Below are 24782 nucleotides of genomic sequence, written 5' to 3' on the forward strand. Positions count from 1 at the left end.
GTTATCCACCCAATCGGGTCGTCTGGAAGAAATAAATTGCAAAACCGAGACCGGCGAAAATGCCCGAGACTATCCAGAATCTGATGGTGACTTTGGTTTCCGACCAGCCGAGCTGTTCGAAGTGATGGTGAATCGGCGCCATTTTGAATACGCGTTTCCCCGTCCGCTTGAAAACAATGACTTGAATGGCGACCGAGAGTGCTTCGACGACGAAAATGCCTCCGAGAATCAGAACCAACAGTTCGGTTTTCGTAACCATCGCCAAAGCGGCGATTCCTCCACCGAGCGCAAGCGATCCCGTGTCCCCCATGAAGATGTCAGCGGGGTGACTGTTCCACCACAAAAACCCGATACAGGCACCGGTGATGGAGGCCGAAATCAACGAAACCGGAAGATTGTTCTGAGAATAGGCGATTGCCGCAAACACGAGCGTGACGATCATGACAGTTCCCGCGGCAAGGCCGTCGAGCCCATCGGCCAGATTGACCGCATTGCTCATCCCCACGATCATGACGCACGCGAACAGAAGATAGAGCCACGGAACGGTAAGCGAAAAACTTCCGAGTGAGATCACGCTCGAAAACGCAGTGAGCGGAATATGTATTTTGGTCGCCGGTATCTGAATATCTGCCGTAATACCTGCCCAGTTCACCGCGAGCAGCGTCGTCGTGACCGCGATGGCTGTCTGGCCGATGAGTTTCGCCGGCGGCGTCAAACCCAAAGAACGCTTATGGGCGACTTTGGAATAGTCATCGATGAATCCCAATATGCCACATGCCAACAATGCGAACACCACGACACATGTCGCGCGAATATTCATTCCGTAACGAACGATTTTCTCTGCTTTCGCGCTTGCAGGCGGCCATGACAAAAAGACCATAACGGCAAATATCGCCACCGCTATTCCGACCACTGCGACGCCACCCATGGTCGGCGTCCCTTGCTTTTCAATGATATGGCGTTTGGGACCGTCGACGCGCACCTGTTGGCCGATATGCAAACGACGCAGGACACGAACCAACAACGGTATCGCGAGCGCAACCGCCATCATCGACAAGGCAATGGTTAAAAATACTTGGAACGTAGGATATTGCGCAAGCTTAGCCAACACGGAAGTCTCCCAACACATTGATAATTCGTTCAAGCGCCAATCCGCGCGAAGCTTTCAATAATACGGTGTCTCCGGGCCTCACGTACTCGCCAAGGTCTGAACACAACTTATCCATTTTATCAAGTCCGTACTCGAATACTCGGATGAATTCATGGTTTCGGGAACCGGCGGCGATCGCAGAGGAGAAATCTCCGTAAACAAACACCGCATCCAAAGACAGCTCGGCGACCAACTCCCCGATCTCCTCATGGGCCTTCGAAGAATAATCTCCCAGTTCGAGCATGTCACCGAGCACAGCGATTTTTCTGCCGGTCGCCCCGAGCGCGGCAAAGGTCCGAAGCGATCCTCTCATGGAAGTCGGGTTCGCATTATAGGCGTCATTGATGAACGTAATCTGCAAATTATCGTTTCGAACCGCGGAAAATCTCATGCCGCTCAGCTGCGCGCGCCCAAGTCTGCTTCTGATTTCTTCTTCGGCGACACCGAGTTCAAGCGCGATGGCGGCCGCATACCCGGCGTTGAGGAGATGGTGAAGACCGGGAACCGTGAGTGAAACGTCAATTGCCACCTCCCCGCTTCTGTAGCGCGCGCTCGGAAGTCCCAATGCATCAAGGGTGGCATCCTTGATCGCCACGTCGGCATGATCACAGAAACCGACGGTGAGATGACGACAATCGGCGGCGACAGACAGCAGGGAGCCGAACTCATCCGAAAAGTCATAGAGGGCGACACCGTCGGACGGCAATTGCGCAAACAGTTCCGCTTTGGCGTGCGCGATATTCATCCGAGTACCGAGAAGCTCCAAATGTGAAGTCCCCACCGAAGTGACGATTCCGTAGCGGGGCCGGGCAATCGATGCCAGTTCGGTGATTTGTCCGCTTCCCCGCATGCCCATTTCTACGATTACGACCTGAGTGGTTTCGTCCGCTCTCAAAAGCGTGAGAGGCATTCCGAGCTCGTTGTTTTGATTCCCGGATGTCGATATGACCTTAAACGTAGGAGACAGGACGGCGGCGATGAATTCCTTCGTGCTCGTCTTGCCGGTCGATCCCGTGACCGCGATTACCACCACCTCGTTGTCATGCAACCTCGACCGCTGGTGACGCGCGAGATCTTGAATCGCTTTTCGCATGTCATCGACGAAGATGACTGCAACCGCCGAGTCATCGAGAGCAGCTTTCCTTGACTCAAACGCATCCTTGTCACTCACGAGCAATACCGTCGCCCCTGATGAGGCGGCACTTTCCAAATAGGCATGACCGTCGCTGTTTTCACCAAGGAACGCCGCGAAAACACTCCCCGCCTTCACTTCGCGTGAATCTATGGTGATATCATCGGCCATAATCGATTCATCCCCGGCCAGAAACATTCCGCCTATCGCATCCGCTATTTCTCGCGCGTTATACCTATACATCAGTTACTCCTCATCAAGGTAATAGCCGATTTTTGTCAACGATTCGCGCGCGACTTCCCGATCGTCGAAGTGCGTCGTATGGTGAGCGAAAATTTGATAATTTTCGTGTCCTTTGCCCGCTATCAATACGCAATCGTGCGCTTTGGCCAAAATGCACGCACGCTCGATGGCATGACGCCGGTCGACTTCGACGATGTAGTTTGCATTCGCCTCTTTGAGGCCATCGATGACTTGCAATAAAATGGCAACGGCATCTTCGGTCCGAGGATTGTCGCTTGTGGCAATTGCCAAATCTGAATATTGTCCGGCGGCTTTGCCCATGAGCGGCCGTTTGCTCGCATCACGATCCCCCCCGCAGCCGAATACGACGATCAATCTCCCTTTCGTAACCTCGCGCATGGCGCAAAGCGCCTTTTCGAGCGAGTCGGAAGTGTGCGCATAGTCGACGACGACCTCGAAAGGTTGGCCGCAGACAATGCGCTCGAGGCGACCGGAGACCTGAGGCGCGGCATTGAGCGCGCTTGCGATGACCTCTTCGGAAACACCGAGCGCGAACGCACAACCGGCGGCGACGAGCGCATTGTCGACGTTGTATGCTCCTGAAAGCGGAAGCGAAATCTGGAAATACCGACCCGACATGGATAAGGTGAACCGGGTTCCCTGTGCCTGAGGTTTCTCATCGATCGCTCGCAGTGTCGCGCCGTCTTGCCGCCCGACGGTGATGATATCGTACTTCCCGCCCAGTTCATTCGCCAATTTTTCACCGACCGGCGTATCGATGTCGATTACACGCGCATTCGTCTTGAAATCAGTGAACAAACGTCGCTTCGCCGCCAGATAATTATCCATGGTCACGTGATAATCGAGGTGGTCCTGCGTCAAGTTCGTGAGCGCAACGACGGAGAAGGTGACTTCTTCGACACGGCGTAAATCGATGGCATGACTCGACACTTCCATTGCAACGCTCTCGATATCATGTTCCAGACAAACCGAGAAAAGCTTTTGAAGTCGGACCGACTCCTGCGTCGTACGGCTCGCGCTGGTCGAAACGCCGCCGATTCGCGTTTCCATCGTCCCGAATACGGCGGTCTTTTGCCCCGCCGCACGCAATATAGCATCCAAAATGTATGTCGTCGTCGTTTTGCCATTCGTCCCGGTGATGCCGACCACATCAAGCTTCGCGCTCGGATTGTGATAAAAAACGTTTCCGAGTCGTGCCAATGCGATTCGAGTATTATCGACGACGATTTGGGGAACGCGAGGATTCGTTTCCACTATGCGCGAAACGCAGAGGGCGACCGCACCTTTTTCAACAGCCTGTTGGGCGAAGTCGTGCCCATCGAGCGAAAAGCCGTCGATGCAGACGAAGAGTGCACCTCGTTCGACTTCACGAGAATCATATTCGATTGCAGATATATCCGGTGAAGACAGAACGGCGTCATCGTTTACAAGCTGTCTGTAATCAAGTTCCGTCTGTAACTCCGAAAATCTCATGCCATCACGTATCCTTCGTCTCACTCGTTTTCATTCGTATCATCACTACTAGTTTATACAACTCTCAATAATTAGCACGGCCGCCGCTTCATACATCAAGACATCGTCACAACTTCGCAACTAGGGAATTACTTTCACTCCTTTTGACGGAGCAATTCCCAAATGAGAGGCGGAAAATGACGCAATCTTTGCAAATGCTCCCCCTGCCACAGTTGAGCCGTAGTAACCGGCGCTCGGCTCATCGATGACGACGAGAACTAAGAGTTGGGGATCCTCGGCAGGTAAATAGCCGATAAATGAGCCGATATACTTTCCCGCAACGTACCCTTTTCCGGGAATCGCTTTTTGCGCAGTACCTGTTTTGCCTGCAACGGCGTAGCCTTTTACTTCGGCACCTTTGCCGGTACCCTGTGTCATGACTTTCTCGAGTATCTTAGTTTCTTCTTCCGCCGTGGACTGCGAAATGACACGAACGGTCGAATATTTCTCAACACTCGATTGATCGCTTGGGATATCTTTCAAGAGATGAGGCGTACTCATGAGCCCCCCGTTGGCGATGCCTCCGACTGCACGAGCGAGTTGAATCGGTGTCAGCGAAACACCTTGACCGAAAGATAAGTTCGACAAAGAAACATCGCTCCAGTTTTTAGTTTCCGGTAGCCAACCATGCCCGGATCCCGGGAAATCGAGACCGGGACGTGCCGTGAGCCCGAACGATTTCAAAGTGTTGTAGAGACTTGTTTTGCCGAGTTTTTTTGCAATCTTCGTCGTGCCGACGTTGCTCGATTGTTCGATGATCTGTGAAGTCGTCATCGTTTGGGTGCCATGGGTGTGCGAATCGCGAATCGTGCGTGTCCCGACTTTGAGCGAATCGGGAACGCTGAAGGTGGTTTTAGCACTCACCACCCCCCGTTCAAGTGCTCCGGCCAGTGTAAGACACTTCAAGGTGGAGCCCGGTTCATACGTATCGGTCAAAGCACGATTTCGAATCGATGTCTGTTTCGCTTTGTTATATTTATTGGCATCGAACGTCGGCACGGAGGCGGCGGCATAAATCTCACCGGTTTTGGGGTTCATAACTATCACCGAACCGGCAATACCCTTATAGTCCTTGACTGCTTTTTTGAGTTCGTTCTCAGAATAGAACTGAATGTCTTTATCGATGGTTAAGAAAATATCTTTCCCACGTTGGGAGTCGATGGTTTTTTGTATTCCGGAGGGAATCGGATTTCCCTTGCTGTCTTTTTCGCTGAAAGATACCCCCGGTGTACCCTTCAATATATCGTCGTACTGTAACTCGATCCCCGCAGAGCCGACGTTTTCAACATTGGCGAAACCGACGACTTGACTCGCCGTTTCATTGCACGGATAGATTCGTTTGTACACCTTCTCATAAGAAAGAGACTGCAGACCTTCTTTGTACCGCAGCTCTTTCTTGTAATTCGAGACTGAGCTATCCGGCAACGCAATTGCATCGATCTTCTTTTTCAATACATCGACCGCTGAAGCATCGACTTTCTTTGCAACGATACTGTATCTTTTTCTGCCCTGCTTCGTCAGTGATTTTTCAATTTGGCTCACGTCGCCGCCTATCACCGAAGCGATGAGGACGGCACTTTGATGAGGGCGAGGGATGAGCGTCGGATCGGCAACGATGTTGTACGTCTGAACCGATGTCGCGAGTACTTCGCCTTCACGGTCGTATATGGTTCCGCGCGCCGCCGGTGTTTCGGTTTGGCGCAAACGTTGGGCTTGAGCTGCTGATTTAAGCGCGCTGCTCTCAACGGTTTGAAATATAAGGATGCGAATGAAAGCAACGCCCAACATAATGGCAAAGAGGGAGAAAAACAGGAACAACACCCTCCGAGAATTCAACATTTTCTTTTGTCGGACTTGAGCAGAAGCCATAATCCAACCTTTATCGAGAAGATACGAGACTGATGTCTCCGACGAGGAGAGCCGACGCTTCGCCTGCCGTCATGTTCGCAAGCGTCGACAACGCGGTGTTGTCGCCTACCTTCGCTGCGGGTTCCACCATCGGGCTCGATTTTGCCGCACCGATATCTATGGTGGAAAAATCATTCCCCATGGCGACCATGCCGAGTTCCTTCGTTGCAATTTGTTCGATACGGCTCGTCGAACGTAACTTCGCTCGTTCGAGTTCGAGACTTTGCGCAATTGCCGTTTGATCGGAAATATCTTGCTTTATCAGTATCGACTGCTGAGAGCAAGCCGTGGCCTCGCCGTTGACGTACACGCATCCGAGACCGAGAACGACGCTGCACAACACGACCGCCGCGAGATAGTTGAATGCGATTCTCAGGCTCGCCTCTCGAGAGAGCTCTTTTTGTTGCGCCTTCCGCTGGCTACTGTGATCCACCACAAGGCGAACCTGTGCCTTTTTGCGCTGTTGCGGTGCTTCTTCCACTCGACGTTCGAGTTTTCGAGCCGGTTGTGCAGACATGGTTCCTCCTTTGCTAAATCTTTTTCGCTGCGCGAAGTTTCGCGCTACGAGCCCGCGGGTTACGTTCGATTTCTTCAGCACTCGCAGAAATCGGCTTACGTGTTATCACTTCGAGTTCGGGCTTGTTTCCGCATACGCATATCGGAAAGTCCTTCGGACACGTGCATCCTTGCGCGGCTGCGGCAAACGCCTGTTTGACGATTCGATCTTCGAGAGAGTGATAGGTCAAAACTACAATCACTCCTCCGGGACTCAGCCAGCGAAGGGCGCTTTCGAGACCGCTTTTCAACACCTCGAGCTCCCGGTTGACTTCGATGCGAAGCGCCTGGAACGTCTTCTTTGCAGGGTGACCTCCGGCACGTCGTGCCGAAGCCGGAATCGCCGCTTTGATAATGTCTACGAGTTCACTGCTTTGAGTAATCGGGCTGCGACCCCGCGCCGCGACGATGAACTTCGCGATGCGGCTTGCCCATTTCTCTTCTCCGTACTCGCGAAATATGCGGGACAAATCTTTTTCACCGTAGGTCGCCAAGATATCTGCGGCCGTGGGCGTCGAACTGTTTTGATCCATACGCATATCGAGAGGCCCGTTGTCTTTAAACGTGAAACCTCGCTCGGCCACGTCGATTTGCGGCGATGAAACACCTAGGTCCAGAAATATCGCATCCGCATAAGGCACGCCGGCGTTTTGAAGCAAGGTGTCCAAATCGCCGAAATTACCCTTCAGAAGGAGAATTTCGACATCGTCCTCGCGATTCCCGAGACTAAGTTTGCTTGCCGCCGCCTTCAGCGCCACATCGTCTTGATCGATTCCGATGAGTGTTCCACCCGGAGCGATGAAATCGATGAGGCGGCTCGAATGCCCTGCACCACCGAGCGTGCAGTCGACCACTATCGAACCAGGCTGCAGTGACAAATACTGTGTGACCTCGGTCGACAGAACGGGAATGTGCTCGTATTCATTTGTGAAGTTTCGCGTGGCCATCATCGTTTACGCGAGGATTCCGGCTTGGACCAATTCACCCGCGAGCTCCTCGACGGAAATATCGCTAATGTAATCCTCCCAATTCTTCGGATTCCACAGTTCGATGCGATCTCCGTCGCCATTTACGATGACGGACTTTTCAAGGTCGGCAAACTCTCTCAGAGGCTGCGGAACGCGAATGCGCCCTGCCCCGTCAAGTTCGACAGGCGCTGATCCCGACATGAAATACCGACGTACCTTTCGAACACGCGGCTCGATGGAGCCTCCGGCGGTAAATGTCTTGAGAAATTCCTCGTACGCATCTTGGGAAAAGACTTGAAGGCATCCTTCAAATCCTTTTGCCACCACCAAATCGCCGACCAAGTTCTTACGAAAGCTAGAAGGAAGCGAGAGCCTTCCCTTTGCGTCGATCGTATGAAGGTGTGTTCCGGTAAACATGGTTTAATCTTTGCTCTCAGTTGCCAAGTGCCTGGCTGGTCCAGATCTGTTCGTTAGCCAAAGATTACTCCACTTTATCCCCCTATGCAACACTTTATTAACTTTTCATCCCACTTTCCGACCCCGTATCACACCGGATGTTCGGACGACATCGAAAAAATAAGTTGCACCGAGCAGCGGGAGTCGGTAGAATTGAGTGCGGATCGGTAACTACGCGAAAGGTTGAGCTATGACACAATGGCTGTTTTCTGAAAATGTACCGGTAGTAATGAACAATTTCTTCTATCTGGTGTTCATTTTGCTGACCGTGATAGCCGTAGTATTCGGTGTTTATGCGGCAAAGGCTGCAAAGCGCAACGAGCAGTTCATTCCCGCAAATGCCGAGTGGGAGGCCAAACACGCCGAAGAGCTTGAGACAAAAGCGACCAAGAAAGCCGCAAAGGCTACCAAGTAATCTCTGTCAGCAGTACTGTTCGCGTTGAGGCACTCTCTACGCCGATAATTAAAAAAGCCCCTCGCAGGGGGCTTTTAACGTTTGCGGGCTCTCGGATGCTTGAGGAGATATTCCTCTTTCATATAGCTCCGATCGACGTGCGTGTATATCTGTGTCGTCGAAAGGTCGGAATGGCCCAGCAACTCTTGCAGGCTGCGAAGATCCGCTCCCCCTTCGAGCATATGGGTCGCATAAGAATGACGGAGCATGTGTGGATGGATATCGTCCATGCCGACGGCTTCGCCGGCCGCTCTCACCATCCGAAATACCACTTCGCGTGAAAGCGGCCTCCCTCTCGTAGACAAGAACACGTTCGATGTCGCAGGCGGCAGACCGTGTTTCGGTTTGAGCAGAGGGCGTCCCGCTTCAAGGTACTTATGAAGTGCTTTAATCGCCACACTTCCGAGAGGAACGATGCGTTCCTTCGAGCCCTTTCCAAACACCCGCATCACTTCTTGATCGAACGCCACGTCGAGCATGGTCAAAGAGCATAATTCACTCACGCGCAAACCGCACCCGTACAAAACCTCCAATATAGCATGGTCTCGCAAAGAGACCGGATCGTCTCTGCCCGCGTACTGGTCGAGTAACAAATCGACTTTTTCAATCGTAAGCACTTCGGGCAGATGTTGAGGTCGTTTGAGTTTTGGCAATTGAGCCGCCGGATGGGTTTTGCTCAGCCCCTCTGAAAGAAGAAATTTATGAAATCCTTTTATGGAGGCGATTTTTTGCTCTATGGAAGCGGATGCATATCCGGAGGTGCGGAGGCGCGCCATGTAGTCGACAATCATATTTTTGGTCACTGCATCGATCGTCGGCACGTTCTTGTCATCGAGATATTCGAGATAATCATCGAGATTACGTTTATAACTCTCGATGGTATGGGGCGAAGACCCCTTCTCCACCGAAATATAGGCGAGATATTCGCGTAAAAGCGATGAAAACTTATGTGACTTTTCTTTGACCATGACACCAGTATAGCGATTAAGGTCGAGCAGAAAAACATACGCTTCGGCACATACCGATGGTGCGCCCCGTCCGACAAAAGACGAAGCGCACCATTTCGTTGCGATGAAACGTTATGAAGCCGGATAGCCTTAGAGGAAATTGGCGACCGGGGTGTACTCGATGCCGTGCGCATCGGCAACGTCTCTGTAGGTGACCTTACCCTCGATGACGTTTGCTCCGAGTGCGAGAGCGGAATCCTCGGCGAGAGCCTTCTTCCAGCCCTTGTTCGCAAGCGCGAGGCCGTAACGAAGCGTCGCGTGATTGAGCGCACGAGTCGAGGTGTTGGGTACTGCTCCCGGCATGTTTGCCACGCCGTAGTGCAAAACGCCCTCGACGAAGTAGGTCGGATCGGCGTGGGTGGTTGCATGAGTGGTCTCGATGCATCCGCCCTGGTCTACGGCGACGTCGACGACGACGGAGCCCTTCTTCATCAAAGGAAGCATATCCTTCGTGAGCAACCAAGGAGTCTTGGCGCCCGGGATGAGAACTGCGCCGATGACGATATCGGCCAAAGGAAGAACCTCGAGAAGGTTTCCGCGTGAGGAGTACAGCGTCTTGACGTTGGTACCCCACATTTCACTGATTTGACGAAGACGGGGAATGTTGACATCGAGAACGGTGACGTTTGCACCCATTCCGAATGCCACCTGCGCCGCATTGGAACCGACGACGCCGGCACCCAAAACGATGACGTTTGCAGGAGTTACCCCTGCGGTACCGCCCATCAAGACACCGCGACCGCCGGCAGTCTTCTGAAGATAGAAAGCAGCCACTTGTGCAGCCATGCGTCCGGCAACCTCGGACATGGGAGCAAGCAAAGGCAGCGAATGGTTAGGCAACTCGACGGTCTCATATGCGATGCAAACCGCGCCCGACTTGATGAGTGCCTTGGTCTGAGCGAAATCAGGTGCCAAGTGCAAATAGGTATAAAGAATTTGTCCGGGACGAATTTTGCCGTACTCGGAAGGAATCGGCTCCTTGACCTTTACGATCATCTCGGCGACTTCCCATACATCATCGGCAGTCGGAAGAATTTCGCAACCGACGGCCTTATACTCTCCATCGGCAAACGAAGAGCCTTCGCCGGCGCCTTTTTGTATGACGACTTTGTGTCCATGTCCCACATAGTCGGCCGCTGCCGAAGGAGTGAGTCCTACGCGGAACTCATTGTTCTTAATCTCGGTAGGTACACCAACGATCATCTTAAAACCTTCCTACTCATCGAAGATGCCCCTATGACATCTTTAGTAATAATTATGCCAGTTTACTCCTACTCCGACTTCTTGTGAACACACGCAAGTTAACAGGTTGTTACGACTCGCATGCAAGGTAAGCTCCGAGCGTACCCGCGGCGAATGCCGCCTCGAAAAATGCCGGATCTTGTTCATAATTTCTCCGCATCGTAGTCACATGAATGCCTTTAAGCGCCCGCTCGTCATAGACCTCTTCTTCAAATACAAAGGCTTCGTGACCGACGGGATTATCCATTTCATCGAGCTTTTTTTCAAGTGCGGCACGCATGGCATCGTCTTTGAGATAAGGAACCGCGATAAGCGCGCGACCCAAAGCGATGTTCTCGAGCGCCGAAATCGTGTGGTGGCTGACGACCCGATGGCGCTCGCGCTCATCAGAAAACGACATCCGTAAGCAGGCGATGGGCAGACCGTGCAAAGCCGTGACCGCATTTATCGCCTCGCCTTGTGCAACGCCGCCGTGCCCGAACGGCGTTCCGGTTCCAGCGACTCCCGGCCCGATGGCGACTATCAACACATCGCATGCGCCGATATGGCACGCGGCAAGCATCCCCGAATGCACATTGATTGCCTCGAGATCGCCTCCGAAGGCTTGCCCGGTGGCAACCGTCACATCGATGAGACCTTTTGCTTTGCACTCACCCACGACTTTGGAAAGGTCGAGCGAAAGCGCAGCCTGATCGGTCATGACGTATCCGACACGTAAGTGAGAAGCCCGTGCTTTGATTGCGGCGGCGACCAAAGGAACTTGGCTGTGCAGACCGCAGCACACAACGGGAATATGGTCGATATCACGCGCATGTTCCATAATTTTATGATGAGGAGATTCTTGCGCCTCCACCGAGAGGACATCTCGCTGCATCGGCGTGTAGCGCAACTTCATGATATGACCGCCGCTCGGTGCCGGGTCATCGAGCGCAATCCCGCTAGGGACGGTATCGGGATCGACGCGAGCGACGATTATATGCTTCCCACCGGTTCCGAGTCCCAAATCGACCGCGGTCGTATTGAGCAAAACGCGGTCTCCGACCGTGACGGTACCGACGAGAGAGACAAAACATAGGGCGATGCCCGATCGATCGTCGTCGAGCGCGACCTCATATTCAAAAACGCGAGAAGCGGCAGCCTCCATGGCAATGACACCAGAATCATCGCCGCGTCCGATTGTCGCGACATCGGCGGATCCCTTAAGGTTTGTAACCGTTGCCCATACGAGTTTCACTGCTTAAATCAGCCTCTTTTTCACACCGGAATACGAGTTAACGTGCATCCTTGTAGGCCACCGAAGCGCCGATGAAATCGCGAAAGAGCGGTGCGGGACGAGTCGGCCGGCTCTTGAACTCGGGGTGTCCTTGGCTTCCGACGAACCATGGATGATCTTTGAGTTCGATCATCTCGACGAGTTTTCCATCGGGTGAAACGCCCGATATGACGAGTCCGGCTTCTTCGAGCCGTGTACGGTAATCATTGTTGATTTCAAACCGATGCCTATGACGCTCGGTGATATTTTCGCTACCGTATGCTTCATAGCCCTTTGTTCCCGGCACCACTTTGCAGGGATACGATCCGAGGCGCATGGTGCCACCGAGGTCTTCGACGCCTTCTTGCTCACGCATGAGATCGACGACGGGGTTGGGCGTGGCAGGATCGAACTCGACGGAGTTCGCTTTATCGAGTCCGGCGACATTGCGCGCAAATTCGGCGACGGCCATTTGCATACCGAGACAAATACCGAGATAAGGTACTTTATTTTCACGAGCATAGCGCGCCGCGGCGATTTTACCTTCAGACCCACGCATACCGAACCCGCCGGGAACGAGGATACCGTCGAAACCGGCGAGCACCGTTTCGACTTCGGTCGGCTCGATTTCCTCGGAGTCAACCCACTGGACATCGACTTTATGTCCGTGGAACACGCCCGCATGGATAAGCGCCTCGTGCACCGACAGATAGGCGTCGGGAAGCGAGACGTATTTGCCGACGAGGGCGATTCGGACTGTGCCGTCGAGTGTCGCCGCACGCTCCACATAACGATCCCAGTCGGTCATCTCGGGCTCGGCGGCCGATAGCCCCAACCTCTTGATGACTTTCTCGTCGAAATGCTGCTCACGCAATGCTTTCGGGATGGCATAGATGGAGGGCATGTCGAGAGCGGTTAGAACCGAATCGTTGTCGACATCGCAGAAAAGCGCGATTTTACGAATGATGTCATCGTTGAGCTCACGCTCGCTGCGACACACGATGAAGTCGGGCACAACACCGATTGAGCGAAGTTCGGCGACCGAATGCTGCGTCGGCTTGGTTTTGAGTTCTTTTGAGGCATTGAGGTAAGGGATCAACGTTACGTGGACATAGCACACGTTTTCCCGACCTTTATCTTTTCGAAGTTGACGAATCGCTTCGATGAATGGCAGCGACTCGATATCGCCGACGGTACCGCCGACCTCGGTAATCACGACATCGGCCCCCGATTCCTCGGCAAGTCGATTGATGCGCGATTTAATTTCGTTGGTGACATGGGGAATGACTTGCACGGTTCCGCCGAGGAAATCTCCGTGACGCTCCTTATTGATGAGCGTTTGATACACGGAACCGGCGGTCACGTTGCTGTCACGCGAAAGAGATTCATCTATGAAGCGCTCGTAATGCCCCAAATCAAGATCGGTCTCGGCGCCGTCGTCGGTCACATAGACCTCGCCGTGCTGAAAGGGACTCATGGTGCCGGGGTCCACGTTGAGATAGGGGTCGAGCTTTTGGAGAGTGACTTTGAGACCACGCGACTTCAGTAAACGTCCGAGTGAGGCTGCGGTAATTCCCTTACCGAGCGAGGAAACGACTCCTCCGGTTACAAAGATGTGTTTAGTCGTCATGGGTAATCAAAATCTCCTTATATATCGGCAAAACATCTATTTCAAATTGTCGGGCGTTTTATCGGAAACACCAGTTTTAAGTCTACCAAGATTATCGAGCTTTGAAAGAAATTTGTTTCCCTCGATAACTTTTGAGAAGGATATTTTTTCGCTCATAAGATTAAGCAGCAAGATGAGAACAAGGTAAATCGCGATAAGCGAAAAATTCAAGCCGAAGCGAGTGAGAATGTAGGCACCGACCAAAACCCCCATGGCGTTCGCCCCCGCGTCTCCGAGCATTCCCTTTTCTCTTACGTCGAGACCGACCACCACAAAAACAGGAACGAGAAGCACTGTCGCATCGGCTATGAAATGTTGCAGCGAAGGCGCAACGGGGGATGTCGGCGACAGCACGGAAAAAGCCAGCCCGATTACCGCCAAAACGCCGTAGACTTTCGACGCACGCCCCGGACGAAGGTCGGTCAAATTCAAAAGATTGCTCGTCAGCGCTATGGCGAAACCGACGAGAATCACATAGGCTATTTTTTCAAACGACGAGGAACCGTTGACGATGAACAGCTTTGCGCCGAGGCGATATGCACCATAAAGAGAGGCGAATCCGATTCCGAAGAGCTTGAGGCCTCCAGTTGTCAATTTTCCCTGAAAAAGGCTTTTGATGTGTCCTTTGAATCCCCGTGACGAACTCGATCCATACGTATCGTCGATGAAACCGAAAACGAAGGCGACGACGACGAGCAAAACGACGACACGTAAATCAATCGTGACGATTGCGCCGAAATCGGGCGCGAAAATGCGGGATATCATTTCAAAAATCCATAAGCCGATCGCCCAAAACAACCAGACGATCCCCAAACCGTAGACGACCGTCCGCCCCGAATAATTTTTTGTATGCGCAGCCGGCGTATCTTGCAACGTCGGCCAAAACAAACGCATACCGATATAGCACGAACCGAGCGTGCATGCAATCAAGGGGATTAAAGAAATAACGGAGCTATCGAACACGCCTGGATACCCCCTTGATCCCATCGAGCATCAGCCATACGATTCCACACCCGAGGTACAGAACCATCAGCGCTGGCAATACCACACCGGAATCCTCGGAAAAATAAGCCACGGCTCCCGCAATTAAAATTGCGGTCATGCCATCGGCGAAGCGCGGGTTTCTTCGCAAAGTCTCGGCAAAATCGCCGGAGGGTCGCCAGCGCATCAATCCGAGATAACCGATGACAGCCAACAATATCCATACGAAGTTCGTGTGGGTGAGCACACGTATATTCGTCTCGATTTTGCGAACGACGATATCCCAAAGTTGTACGATTCCGCCTTGCTCGGCCAAGTCGACTGAACGTGCAAGATGCGTTTCCTGCCCGCCTCCGAACTTGTCCACCAGGATAAATGCGCCGACGACAAAAACCACGAGCGCGACGATAAGCGCGACGTATTTCCACGTGATTTTTTTGTCGTTTGCTAAAATCCAGAGCAACACGAAGCCGGCGGTCGCCCAAATGGCAACGCCGACGTTTGCCCCGAGCATCGGCGACGCCGATACGAACATCACGATGAAGCCGATGAGCGGGATGCCCCATTTTTTCATCGCTCCCACAAACCGTGTGTGCGGCCATTGGTCAAGAGCCATCACGATGGTGATGATTACCGCCCCGAATAAAACCGCCGCCCCCTCATTGCCGATACCGTAAAACCGCGCGGCGGCGATGGGCGAATAACCGAAAAAGCTCGTAAATGATGCAGGAGCTCCTATCAACTGGTCGGCTATGATGACAAAAGATGTCACACTGCCTAAAAATATGACGGGGACGCGAGGACCGAACCGCCTGAAAAACAATACGGTGACTACCCAAAGCGCCAAGGCGACGATGAGAAACTGTGCGGTGACTTGCAGAGGCGTGCTCGGCCAGCGATACACCAAAAACATCAACCAACTCGACACCGGCACGCATAAAACGGCCAATATGAGGAGCCGCAAAGCCCGACTAACGGCTTTAACCGAAGATTCACTCCAGTGCTCCGGTGCGCGGATTATGACGATTGCGCCGATGACCAGAATCAGAACGGTGAATATAATGAAAATGTTGAGCACGATACCTCGGTTATTTTCAACGGCAAGCGCGGTGGCATTCATTTTTTTCAACAAATCAAACCTGTTTGCCACAGTATTTTCGGCATGCCCGAACAAGCGAATCGAAAAATGAGAGGTGGACTGCATCGGCGTGCCGATCACTTCGACCGGCTGCTTAACTTTAAGTATATCGAGAATCGTCGAGGTGAGGTCGAGATTGGTCACCAGTCCCGGACGCTGCGTCGAGGCGGATTCGAGCACTCCCGACGCCATGTCGGAAATGATGATCGGCCCAAACCCCGCCTTGTCGGTTTTCGGGTCGCTTGACGCCTGGGCGGCTAAAATAACCGTGTCGTTCGGGTATTGTTTTTGCGCACAAGCGTACATGTCATCGAGGGATTTCAAAGCATCGTCCCACTGGATTTTCGCCACATTTTCTGTGACGTTGCTTGCGTAGTCGTGCGCACGATAGAGATCTCCCGAATCCACTACGATAAGCCCCGGCTTATCGGAATCCATCTCACCGGCAACTTTAGCGAGTTGTTGTGAAATCGCATCGACATCGGTTCGAACGCCATAGGGAGCAAACAAATCTTGCGTCAACATATCTTCTGAGACAGTGCCGAATTCAACCGTGCCGCCTTCGTTCATCGCAGCAATCGCAGCAGGACGTACCCTGCGCACGGCATTGCTTGCATAGCCCAAATCCGAGTTGCCGATTGCCGCCGTCGAGCCACCCGCCTGTTGAATGGCACTTCCCAATGCACCGGGAACGACTTTAAACGAATTATCCGCATTCGCCGTGATGATTCGCGGCAGGCCGAGATAGACGATTCCGGCGTCGGCGGATTTCTTCCCAAACATCCGCGTATACGCATCTCCGGCATTACCGAACTCGAAACTTTCGTTTACGTTGAATGCACTGTAAGCGGATCTATTGACGAGTGCCGACGAGCCTGAAGATATGGTGAGGGCACCTTCGGCGATCGAAGGCATGCCGTCATATTCTCTGGTGAGAGAGCGCGCGTTTATGTCCCCTATCGCACCGGTTTGTGCAGCTTGAAAGATGTGGGGGGTCGTCTGCGGAGTGATATCCGCCCATGTGAGGAACGGCGCGATAATCAAAACGACGCGCGATGATTTCACGGGGCCGTTGAGACCGACTTTCCCCGTAGCCTCGCTCACCGTCGGAGATAGAGCGATGAAGACGACTAAAGAAAGTGCGAGGAAAAACGAAACAACTCTTGAGGATTTTTTTGAAATATTCATGTACTCAATACTACCTTATCAACCCCGCGTAAGCACTTTGCTTAACTGATAAGCTACAATAGATTGACATAAATCGCATACAGGGAAGTGCCACATTTCTGAAAATCTATCCATAGAAGACGAAACGCCCGACGTAGCTCGTTCGACGGCGATTATGTCGATGGCGACCCTTTTATCACGTATCACGGGATTCGTGCGTATTTGGGCCACGGCCATGGCGCTAGGCGTGGGCGTAATCGCCTCCGGTTACAATATCGCCAATAACGTGCCCAATATGATTTTCGAGCTCGTCGCAGGCGGTATCCTCTCTTCGCTGTTCATCCCGACCTACATGGATGTCAAAAGAGAACGTGGCGAAGAGGGCGCATGGAAATTTGCGAGCCATATCTTCAACATCTTCATAATCATGCTCGGCGTGGTGGCACTCATCGGTACGTTGTTTCCGGGACCTTTCATTTGGACGCAAACATTTCGCGACAGTGCATCTTCGGTACAGGTGCGCCAAACGGCAAGCTTCCTCTTCCGCTTTTTCGCCATTCAAGTGGTTTTATACGGCGGAGGTATGGTCATACAGGCAGTGCTCAATGCCAACCGTAAGTTTTTGTGGCCGGCGCTGGGGCCGGTTTTCAATAACCTCGTTGTAATCGCGACCATGTTCTACGTCGCCACGCAGCCCCTCAATCGGCATACCCTCATCGTCATGGCGGTAGGAACCACCTTGGGCGTGGCTGCGATGTTCATCGTCATGCTTCCCTCGCTCTCGAAGACGAAATTGCGCTATTCGTTCAAATTGGGCCTTCGCGACCCGGCAATTAAAAAAATGATGATTCTCGCGGTACCCGGTCTTTTTTACGTGATCACGAATCTGATTACCGTATCTTTTCGAAATGCCTCCGCGCAAGCCGTTTCCGGCTCGGGCGCATCGGTCATGTCATATGCATGGACGTGGTATCAACTCCCCTACGGCATTCTCGCCGTGGCATTGGCGACGGCCCTTTTCACCGAGCTCTCCGAGCACGCGAGCGCACATGACACCGTGAAGTTCAAGGAAACTCTCTCAAGCGGACTGCGACAAACCGCGCTACTGATCATGCCGGCGGCCGGATTGCTTTATGCCCTCGCCACTCCGTTGGTGACCCTCTACACTACCGGGCGGTTTAAAGCCGACAGTGTCCCCTTAGTCGCCGGTGTCTTGCGCACCTGGGCGCTCGCGCTCACTTTTTATGCGTGTATGATGTTCGTACTTCGCTGTTTTTACTCTTTGAAAGACACGAAAACCCCGGCAATGGCAAACATTCTCACGAGCTTCATCCAAATCGGCGGTTACATGATACTGACAACCGGAATCGGGACGTGGAGAGGATTCGGGCTCAAAGGAATTCCTTTTTCCGATTTGATTTTTTGCCTTTTGCAGTTTTCGCTTCTGCTTTATTTACTGCGCAAAAAAATCGGTGCGTTCGACATCACAACTTTCATTTCGGTCTTTGTGCGGATGGGAATCGCCACTGTCATCGCAACCGCATCCGTCATGGTGTTCGTATCCTACGCCTCACCGTATTTCGCCGATTCGGGCGGAGCGCTCAGTCTCTCCGGTTCGGTTCTCATCATCATCATCGGAGCCGTGCTCGGACTCACGATATCGTTTGGACTGGCAACCCTCTTCCAAGTAAAAGACGTGGTGAAGGCCAAGCAACTTCTCGTTTCGCTGTTCCATAAAATTCTCGGAAAAAGAAAGAGCTCATAACGCCTATGAAAGTCATTGCGCTCGTCCCGGCACATAATGAACAAGATCGTATCGCCAATACCGTCGGCGCGATACTCGGCGTCGCTTCCATTGCAAGTTGCATCGTCATAGACGACGGCAGCCGCGACGACACGGCGCAAATCGCCGAAGAAGCCGGAGCCCGGGTCATACGTCTCGTTAATAATGTCGGAAAAGGAGCGGCCCTCGAGGTCGCCGCAAAACGCTGTGAAGACGCAGACATCATCGTGCTCCTCGACGGAGACCTCGGAATCTCCGCGCAGCAAGCTGATCTCTTAGTGGCCTCCATTCTCAAAGGAGAGGCCGACATGAGCATCGCGCGTTTCCCAACTCCTGCGGGAAAAGCCGGTTTCGGACTTGTGAAGAATATGGCGCGCCGGCAAATCGCGGCCATGGGCAACGGATTCGATGCACAGGCACCGCTCTCCGGGCAACGCGCGATGACGAGAGCGTGTCTCGACGCGATTCGCCCCTTCAGTTCGGGCTACGGTGTCGAGGTCGGGCTCACCATAAGGGCGTTGCGCAAAGGCTATCGACTCACGGAAGTGGAAACGACCATGTCGCATGCGGCCACCGGACGTGACGTTTCAGGCTTCATACATCGCGGGAAGCAGTTCGTCCATATCGGCCTCGCGTTGGTCAAACTCAGATTCGAAAAGTGATTCCTCTTATTTCGTTGTAGTTTTTGCCGTTGTGGGCTCTATCGTCTTGAACTGCGGATAGAGGCTTTTCGCGCCCGCCGGCGTGCCATAAAGGCCTGCGGATGCACCGTTGTTCAGACTGGCTATGGTATAAATACCTATCGAAGATCCGAGCATATTCGTCGAAGATATCTTTTGCTTCCAGCCGGCTTCGGCCAAAATATCATTCCCGTGAAACGTCGAGGCACAAATCGTCGGATAACTCGCCTTATTGAAGGCTCCAGCTATTGCCATTCCCAGCTCATCGACGGTCTTCCCGTCGATGGCGGTATCGATGATTCCCGCCACTCCGTTAAACGAATCGATGTTGTCGATGGTAAGGACACCCTCGTCGACCAGCGCTTTCGTAAGCGGCTTATCGGTCTTTCCACCGAGCACCCACTCTTTTGCCAGTGTGGTGCCGATGGCGGTGTAGGGGTCGGATGTCCCCTCGGCAGTCATTATCGGAGCTAAAAGCTGATTTACTTTCGAAGAGCTGTTTTTCCGGTCGTACTTGACGGCGCTCAAAGTGATCTGCACCGACGTTCCACCGGCCGCGACAATCGCTTTGCGCGCACTATCGTCTGCCTTGACATCCAGTCCGATGACACCGATTGTTTTTCCCGAGAGGGTGCCTTTAATTGCCTGCGCGCCTAAATCACTGGCAAACTCCTGGTATGTGCCGAGGTCGGCGTTAAGCTGTGTGTTCTCTTTTCTGATGGAGGCGAATTCTTGCTTGATACCGTTGACGATTGCAGATTGTCCGAGGGTCGAAGTCTTATCGACAACGAGTCCGCCGAGTATCAATCCCAATGCGAGAGCCAAAAACACCGAGACGAGAGATGCTACATGATAGCGAAGGTTATACATTGAAATATTCTCCTCAAAAGCCTTTTATATGCCGAGTAACAGTCTAATGCGTACGACCAATAATGAAAAATCGGAGCGAATCAGTGGAGACAAGAACACCAGGACGACGACGACCACGAGGGCTGCGACGACGAGTACCATCAGATACCCCGCCGACACGGTGGAACGATACAGCTTGTTCACACCTTTTGCATCCACGAGTTTCGGACCGACCTTAAGACGCACGAGGAAAGAAGATGCCATCCCTTTGCGCCCCTTATCCAGATATTCGACGAGATTGGCGTGCGTCCCCACGGCGACGATAAGGTCGGCTCCGTTCTCCCATGCGAGCAAAAGTGCGAGATCCTCGCTGGTCGCCGCCAACGGCCACACCAGCGTCCTGGCGCCCACACCGAGCTTCTCCAGTCGTTCAAGACCGGGAGCATTGCCGTCGACATAAGCGTGCACCACCAATTCGGCACCGCTCGTCAACGCCTTATCGGTGACAGAGTCCATATCTCCGATTATGATGTCGGGTTTAAACCCGGCTTCGATAATCGCGTCGGCGCCGCCGTCCACCCCGATAAGTACCGGCTTCATTTCACGAATATAAGGTTTAAGCGTCTCGATATCTTCTTTGAAATCATATCCTCGGACGACCACCAGTACGTGACGCCCATACATGGTCGTCTGTATATCGGGAGTCCACATATCGTTGGTCAGAATGTCTTTTTCTTTTTCCAAGTACTCTATGGTGTTGCGGGCGAATCTGTCGAGCTGTACACCGATGTTGTCTTTCGATGCTTCAAGCGCCGCCTCGATTGATGCCACCGACAAATGCGTCCCCGTCGCGACGACGCGCCCTTTGAGAAGTACGTCGTTGCCGTCGACGACGATTTCGTCATTCTCTTTGATGGCATCGAAAATTTCTTTGCCCGTATTGTCAATTATCACAACGCCACCACGAGCTAAAATAAGGGGGCCGATGTTGGGATATGCGCCCGAAATGGAGGTGGCCGCATTGATGACGACCTCGACACCGCTCTCTAAAAGCGTCTCGGCGCTCACACGATCCATATCTTCGTGATCGATGATCGCAATGTCTGAAGCATCGAGCCGTTTGACCAAATCTTTGGTTCGCTTGTCGAGCTTAGCGATACCCTCATAGCGCATGAGCGCACCTTCCCGTAAGATAACTGAAATTGCTGCAACCGTTCAATTTTAACACGTGCAATTTATCTTCCTACCGACTCGAGCAACTCCACCGCATGCGCACACGCGATATCGGTGTCTTCCCCCGAAAGGAGGCGCGCCACTTCTCGGACGCGCTGCGTACCTTTGACCGCAACGACTGCGGTGGTCGATTTCGAGTCTTGCTCCGTCTTCCGAACCACATAATGCGCATCCGCCATGACGGCAACTTGTGCCAAATGCGTCACGACGATGACTTGATGAGTCTTTGAGAGTTCCCTCAAACGTTGACCGACGGCAAATGCCGTGACACCGCCGATTCCGGCATCGATTTCGTCGAAAACGAGGATTTGGGCCCTGTCTTTTTTCCCGATGACGCTCTTCAAACCCAACATCACACGCGACATCTCTCCGCCAGAAGCAATTTTTGCCAAAGGACGAAAAGCACCGTCGGAAACGGGGCTGTACAAAATCTCGACATGTTCACTCGATACGGGTGTCCATTGTTCGAATTCCAAATCCTTGAATTCGATTTCAAATCTCGCATGCTCCAACGCAAGACCGGCAATCGATTCCTGCAACGCATGAACGAAACGGGCAGCCGCTTCGTGACGAGCCGAGCTCAACTCCGTCGCAGCTTTGCGATAACGGCGCTCGCACGTGTTTTTCTGTTCCAGCGCTTCTTCGATGACTTCATCGGACCGCTCAAGCGTGCTCAACTTTTCCTCGAGGTTGCGTTTTTTCTCGAGAACGACATCGAGCGTCGGTCCGAAACGTTTTTCGAGAGACTCGATTTCGCTCAATCTGAGTAGCAAGGAATCCAGGTGAGAGGAATCGCGGTCGAGAGACCCCACAAAACTGCGCAGGGTACCGGCGAGCTCGGATACATCTATGGAGAGAGCGCTGATTTGATCATAATATTCCCTGAAAGCGGGTTGGTACTCCAAAACCCGCTCCAGCGCCGATGCGGCACGCGCCAACGAATCCGCTGCGCCGTCCTCACCTGTCAAGTCTTGCCAAGCAAGCGATGCCGCTTCTTCGATTTCTTGCGCATGTTGCAAGGAGGGCACTTGTCTTTCCAGCAACTCGTCCTCACGAGGTTGCGGATCGACACGCTCGAGCTCCGCCGAGACGAGCCTGCTCATTTCAAGCTCACGTTCATCGTTCTCAAGTGCACTTTTCAGCTCGTCGTAGGTCGCTACGGCAGCTCCATGAGCCTTTTGAGCCTCTCGGTATTCATCGAGAAGAACAGCCGTTCGTTCCTCTGCGAACGCATCGAGAATCGAAAGATGCGTCGCACTTCTCAAAAGAGCTTGATGATCATGCTGCCCGTGCAAATCGATATGTGGACCCAACGCCGAGCTCAAATTCGCAACGGTGGCCATCTCGCCGTCGATTTTGCATGTATTGCGCCCCGCCGATGAAAGCGACCGCGAAACGAGAAGTTCATTATCGAACATGAAGCGACCCTCGACTCTGAGAGAATCGGCGCCGTTTCTGATTGTCCCTAAGTCCGCACGCTGTCCCATCAGTAATTGGAGCGATGAGATGAGCACCGTTTTTCCAGCACCCGTTTCGCCTGTCAACACAGTCAACCCCGGACCGAACTCCAACCGTGCTTCCTCTATGAGAGCCACGTCGCGGATATGTAATTCCTCTAGCATGGCCCTCCCCTCCTATTGCTGCCCGCTGAAAAACTCGTGCGCGACCGTATCGTAAAACAGCCGACTGTCGAGTTTTATGATTTCGACGTAATTTGCAGAGATTTCCGCGGAAAGCGATGTCGGGGGCGCGTCGAACGGAACCGTCACGCCGTCGAGAATAATCTCGGCACGTGCGCGGGCACTGTCGGGAAACTCCACCGAAATGCGGTCTGTGTGTGCAGCTACCACAGCCCTCTGCACGAGCGTATGGGAAGCGAGGGGAACGACGACGAGTCCGCTGTAATCAGGCGACATGAGCGGTCCGCCGGCCGAGAGTGCATAGGCGGTCGATCCCGTCGCTGTGGCCACGATGAGTCCGTCGCCACTCGATGTGTAAATCCTATGCCCGTTTATTTTCAGCGTCGCCGTCAGCACCGGAGTGGCCGATCCTCGTCCTATGACGACTTCGTTGAGCGCATCTTCTGCGAAAATGAGTCGACTGTCGTCATACGCCCGAATGTGGACCATATTACGCTTCTCGACACTGGCGGTACCGGCAAGAGCCGCATCTATTGCCTCGGGAGCATTTTCAAAAGTAGCTCCCGTCAAAAAACCGAGTTTTCCAAACTTGATGCCGAGAAGCGGAGCGAGATTTTCTTTCATTTCACGCACAGCTCGCAATATCGTACCGTCCCCTCCGAGGGCGACGATTAAATCGGGGTGTCCATGGACGGAGTTGTCATACACGGGAAGATTGAGTTTTTCGGCACCGTGAGAGCGTGCGACATACACAGAATCGCCCCGGGAGACACAATACTTCGCCAGCGCCTCCGCAGCGGCAAGCGCTTGGTCGAAGTGCTCATTCGGTATGAATACGATTGTTTTTCCCATTACCGATGCACTCCTTTCCGACACTTTCGTATGCACGTTCACCGGGTCGACCACAACGCTCCCGTCATGTTCATTTTAGCCTAAACGCTCATGGGCTGCGATGACGATATCTTCGATATGACGTTCGTTCACACCGCCCGCATGCACGCCGCCCGGCGCTCGACCTTTGCCCCAAATCCAAAACTCGATGTTACCTTGCGGACCGGTGATGGGCGAATACGTGACATCTACCACGTCCATGTCGCATCGGAGGAACTCTCGTGCCGCATCGGTCAAGACTCTTATGTGGGTATCGGCATCATGTACGACACCTTTATCGCCTATCTCGCACTTTTCCGCCTCGAACTGGGGTTTGACGAGCACTATCATCTCCCCGTCGTCTCCAATCGCCCGTCGCAGGGGATCGAGAACCCGATCCAACGATATGAACGAGAGGTCGGCGACCGCCACGTCGAACGGAGCTCCGATTTCTTCCAAATCGACGGTACGGATATTTTCGCGCTCGCGCACATCGACTCGATCATCGATTCGTAATTTCCACGCAAGTTGTCCGTAACCGACATCGAGAGCGCAGACGCTTCTCGCCCCTTCTTGCAATGCGCAATCGGTGAAGCCTCCCGTCGAGCAACCGACGTCTATAACCCTTTTATGTGAAATATCATAGCCGAAATCATCAAGTGCACCCTTAAGTTTTTTGCCACCCCTACTTACATAATCCTTAGTTTGCGTCACGAGAAACCGCGCGTCGATTGCCACGGGTTGACCGGGCTTTTGCACGCGTTCGTGCGATTCCGTGTCGAATGCGACATCACCGGCCAGAATGGCACGGGTGGCACGTTCCGCATCGGGGAACAACCCCGATTGGACAAGTCGCATATCGGCTCTCATAT

General features: G+C 53.1%; 21 protein-coding genes. 3 read left to right on the forward strand and 18 right to left on the reverse strand.

Translation table 11 applies throughout. The features are described from left to right. Position 1 precedes the first annotated feature (1 nt). From JJE36_00250 to mraZ, 7 genes are all read right to left on the reverse strand, one after another. Positions 2 to 1129, reverse strand: coding sequence for a phospho-N-acetylmuramoyl-pentapeptide-transferase (locus JJE36_00250; protein ID MBK5210749.1), 1128 nt, complete (start codon positions 1127 to 1129; stop codon positions 2 to 4). After that, a complete protein-coding gene (locus JJE36_00255; protein MBK5210750.1) occupies positions 1101 to 2525 on the reverse strand; it encodes a UDP-N-acetylmuramoyl-tripeptide--D-alanyl-D-alanine ligase in 1425 nt (474 codons plus the stop codon). The genes JJE36_00250 and JJE36_00255 overlap by 29 nt, the downstream gene beginning before the upstream one ends. Before the next feature lie 3 nt (positions 2526 to 2528). Then, the gene (locus JJE36_00260) at positions 2529 to 4019 is read right to left on the reverse strand and encodes a UDP-N-acetylmuramoyl-L-alanyl-D-glutamate--2,6-diaminopimelate ligase (GenBank protein MBK5210751.1); all 1491 of its coding nucleotides are present in this window, start codon (positions 4017 to 4019) and stop codon (positions 2529 to 2531) included. A 120-nt stretch (positions 4020 to 4139) separates the two neighbouring features. Further along, positions 4140 to 5846 (reverse strand): penicillin-binding protein 2, encoded by a 1707-nt coding sequence (locus JJE36_00265; GenBank protein MBK5210752.1) that lies wholly within the window; start codon positions 5844 to 5846, stop codon positions 4140 to 4142. A 91-nt stretch (positions 5847 to 5937) separates the two neighbouring features. Continuing rightward, positions 5938 to 6483 carry a cell division protein FtsL gene (locus tag JJE36_00270; protein MBK5210753.1) on the reverse strand — a complete coding sequence of 182 codons (546 nt, stop codon included), beginning with the start codon at positions 6481 to 6483 and terminating at the stop codon, positions 5938 to 5940. Between the two features lie 13 nt (positions 6484 to 6496). Beyond that, the gene (gene rsmH, locus JJE36_00275) at positions 6497 to 7468 is read right to left on the reverse strand and encodes a 16S rRNA (cytosine(1402)-N(4))-methyltransferase RsmH (protein MBK5210754.1); all 972 of its coding nucleotides are present in this window, start codon (positions 7466 to 7468) and stop codon (positions 6497 to 6499) included. 6 nt (positions 7469 to 7474) lie between these two features. Beyond that, a complete protein-coding gene (gene mraZ / locus JJE36_00280; protein MBK5210755.1) occupies positions 7475 to 7906 on the reverse strand; it encodes a division/cell wall cluster transcriptional repressor MraZ in 432 nt (143 codons plus the stop codon). A gap of 229 nt (positions 7907 to 8135) precedes the next feature. Here mraZ and JJE36_00285 point away from each other — a divergent pair, with 229 nt between their 5' ends. Beyond that, complete coding sequence (locus tag JJE36_00285) at positions 8136 to 8360, forward strand: hypothetical protein (GenBank protein MBK5210756.1); 225 nt, start codon at positions 8136 to 8138, stop codon at positions 8358 to 8360. Positions 8361 to 8434: 74 nt separating this feature from the next. Here the strand turns inward: JJE36_00285 and xerD are convergent, their stop codons facing one another. The 6 genes from xerD to JJE36_00315 all read right to left on the reverse strand — a co-directional run bounded on the left by xerD (position 8435) and on the right by JJE36_00315 (position 16876). Continuing rightward, complete coding sequence (gene xerD / locus JJE36_00290) at positions 8435 to 9367, reverse strand: site-specific tyrosine recombinase XerD (protein ID MBK5210757.1); 933 nt, start codon at positions 9365 to 9367, stop codon at positions 8435 to 8437. A 129-nt stretch (positions 9368 to 9496) separates the two neighbouring features. Further along, the gene (gene ald / locus JJE36_00295) at positions 9497 to 10609 is read right to left on the reverse strand and encodes an alanine dehydrogenase (protein MBK5210758.1); all 1113 of its coding nucleotides are present in this window, start codon (positions 10607 to 10609) and stop codon (positions 9497 to 9499) included. Positions 10610 to 10718: 109 nt separating this feature from the next. Beyond that, positions 10719 to 11882: a DUF3866 family protein gene (locus tag JJE36_00300; protein ID MBK5210759.1), complete on the reverse strand. Its 1164-nt coding sequence runs from the start codon at positions 11880 to 11882 to the stop codon at positions 10719 to 10721. Between the two features lie 37 nt (positions 11883 to 11919). Then, positions 11920 to 13530, reverse strand: a complete 1611-nt coding sequence (locus JJE36_00305; GenBank protein ID MBK5210760.1) for a CTP synthase — start codon at positions 13528 to 13530, stop codon at positions 11920 to 11922. A gap of 36 nt (positions 13531 to 13566) precedes the next feature. After that, positions 13567 to 14532, reverse strand: a complete 966-nt coding sequence (locus JJE36_00310) for a hypothetical protein (GenBank protein MBK5210761.1) — start codon at positions 14530 to 14532, stop codon at positions 13567 to 13569. Next, positions 14522 to 16876 carry a hypothetical protein gene (locus JJE36_00315; protein ID MBK5210762.1) on the reverse strand — a complete coding sequence of 785 codons (2355 nt, stop codon included), beginning with the start codon at positions 16874 to 16876 and terminating at the stop codon, positions 14522 to 14524. Before JJE36_00315 ends, JJE36_00310 begins: the two co-directional genes overlap by 11 nt. A 154-nt stretch (positions 16877 to 17030) precedes the next feature. Between JJE36_00315 and murJ the strand changes: the two genes are divergently transcribed. Both murJ and JJE36_00325 read left to right on the forward strand, forming a co-directional pair. Continuing rightward, complete coding sequence (gene murJ / locus JJE36_00320) at positions 17031 to 18620, forward strand: murein biosynthesis integral membrane protein MurJ (protein MBK5210763.1); 1590 nt, start codon at positions 17031 to 17033, stop codon at positions 18618 to 18620. Between the two features lie 5 nt (positions 18621 to 18625). Further along, complete coding sequence (locus JJE36_00325; protein ID MBK5210764.1) at positions 18626 to 19300, forward strand: glycosyltransferase family 2 protein; 675 nt, start codon at positions 18626 to 18628, stop codon at positions 19298 to 19300. A gap of 6 nt (positions 19301 to 19306) precedes the next feature. On the opposite strand, the gene JJE36_00330 is transcribed toward JJE36_00325, so the two are convergent. The 5 genes from JJE36_00330 to JJE36_00350 form a co-directional block, all read right to left on the reverse strand. Continuing rightward, on the reverse strand, positions 19307 to 20188 hold the full coding sequence (locus JJE36_00330) for a copper transporter (protein MBK5210765.1): 882 nt from the start codon (positions 20186 to 20188) through the stop codon (positions 19307 to 19309). Between the two features lie 24 nt (positions 20189 to 20212). Next, a complete protein-coding gene (locus tag JJE36_00335; protein ID MBK5210766.1) occupies positions 20213 to 21340 on the reverse strand; it encodes a hypothetical protein in 1128 nt (375 codons plus the stop codon). Between the two features lie 62 nt (positions 21341 to 21402). Beyond that, on the reverse strand, positions 21403 to 23022 hold the full coding sequence (locus JJE36_00340) for a DNA repair protein RecN (GenBank protein ID MBK5210767.1): 1620 nt from the start codon (positions 23020 to 23022) through the stop codon (positions 21403 to 21405). A gap of 12 nt (positions 23023 to 23034) precedes the next feature. Then, entirely contained in the window at positions 23035 to 23892 is an 858-nt protein-coding gene (locus tag JJE36_00345; GenBank protein ID MBK5210768.1) for an NAD(+)/NADH kinase, read from the reverse strand. A 75-nt stretch (positions 23893 to 23967) separates the two neighbouring features. Continuing rightward, positions 23968 to 24780: a TlyA family RNA methyltransferase gene (locus JJE36_00350; GenBank protein MBK5210769.1), complete on the reverse strand. Its 813-nt coding sequence runs from the start codon at positions 24778 to 24780 to the stop codon at positions 23968 to 23970. Positions 24781 to 24782 lie beyond the last annotated feature (2 nt).

Source organism: Coriobacteriia bacterium, from assembly GCA_016649875.1.
Lineage (GTDB): Bacteria > Actinomycetota > Coriobacteriia > WRKU01 > JAENWW01 > JAENWW01.

Coding starts and splice junctions, on each gene's coding strand:
- JJE36_00250 (MBK5210749.1), bottom strand. CDS start 1,129: ATGTGTTGGGAGACTTCCGTGTTGGCTAAGCTTGCGCAATATCCTACG.
- JJE36_00255 (MBK5210750.1), bottom strand. CDS start 2,525: ATGTATAGGTATAACGCGCGAGAAATAGCGGATGCGATAGGCGGAATG.
- JJE36_00260 (MBK5210751.1), bottom strand. CDS start 4,019: ATGAGATTTTCGGAGTTACAGACGGAACTTGATTACAGACAGCTTGTA.
- JJE36_00265 (MBK5210752.1), bottom strand. CDS start 5,846: ATGTTGGGCGTTGCTTTCATTCGCATCCTTATATTTCAAACCGTTGAG.
- JJE36_00270 (MBK5210753.1), bottom strand. CDS start 6,483: ATGTCTGCACAACCGGCTCGAAAACTCGAACGTCGAGTGGAAGAAGCA.
- rsmH (MBK5210754.1), bottom strand. CDS start 7,468: ATGGCCACGCGAAACTTCACAAATGAATACGAGCACATTCCCGTTCTG.
- mraZ (MBK5210755.1), bottom strand. CDS start 7,906: ATGTTTACCGGAACACACCTTCATACGATCGACGCAAAGGGAAGGCTC.
- JJE36_00285 (MBK5210756.1), top strand. CDS start 8,136: ATGACACAATGGCTGTTTTCTGAAAATGTACCGGTAGTAATGAACAAT.
- xerD (MBK5210757.1), bottom strand. CDS start 9,367: ATGGTCAAAGAAAAGTCACATAAGTTTTCATCGCTTTTACGCGAATAT.
- ald (MBK5210758.1), bottom strand. CDS start 10,609: ATGATCGTTGGTGTACCTACCGAGATTAAGAACAATGAGTTCCGCGTA.
- JJE36_00305 (MBK5210760.1), bottom strand. CDS start 13,530: ATGACGACTAAACACATCTTTGTAACCGGAGGAGTCGTTTCCTCGCTC.
- JJE36_00315 (MBK5210762.1), bottom strand. CDS start 16,876: ATGAATATTTCAAAAAAATCCTCAAGAGTTGTTTCGTTTTTCCTCGCA.
- murJ (MBK5210763.1), top strand. CDS start 17,031: ATGTCGATGGCGACCCTTTTATCACGTATCACGGGATTCGTGCGTATT.
- JJE36_00325 (MBK5210764.1), top strand. CDS start 18,626: ATGAAAGTCATTGCGCTCGTCCCGGCACATAATGAACAAGATCGTATC.
- JJE36_00330 (MBK5210765.1), bottom strand. CDS start 20,188: ATGTATAACCTTCGCTATCATGTAGCATCTCTCGTCTCGGTGTTTTTG.
- JJE36_00335 (MBK5210766.1), bottom strand. CDS start 21,340: ATGCGCTATGAGGGTATCGCTAAGCTCGACAAGCGAACCAAAGATTTG.
- JJE36_00340 (MBK5210767.1), bottom strand. CDS start 23,022: ATGCTAGAGGAATTACATATCCGCGACGTGGCTCTCATAGAGGAAGCA.
- JJE36_00345 (MBK5210768.1), bottom strand. CDS start 23,892: ATGGGAAAAACAATCGTATTCATACCGAATGAGCACTTCGACCAAGCG.
- JJE36_00350 (MBK5210769.1), bottom strand. CDS start 24,780: ATGAGAGCCGATATGCGACTTGTCCAATCGGGGTTGTTCCCCGATGCG.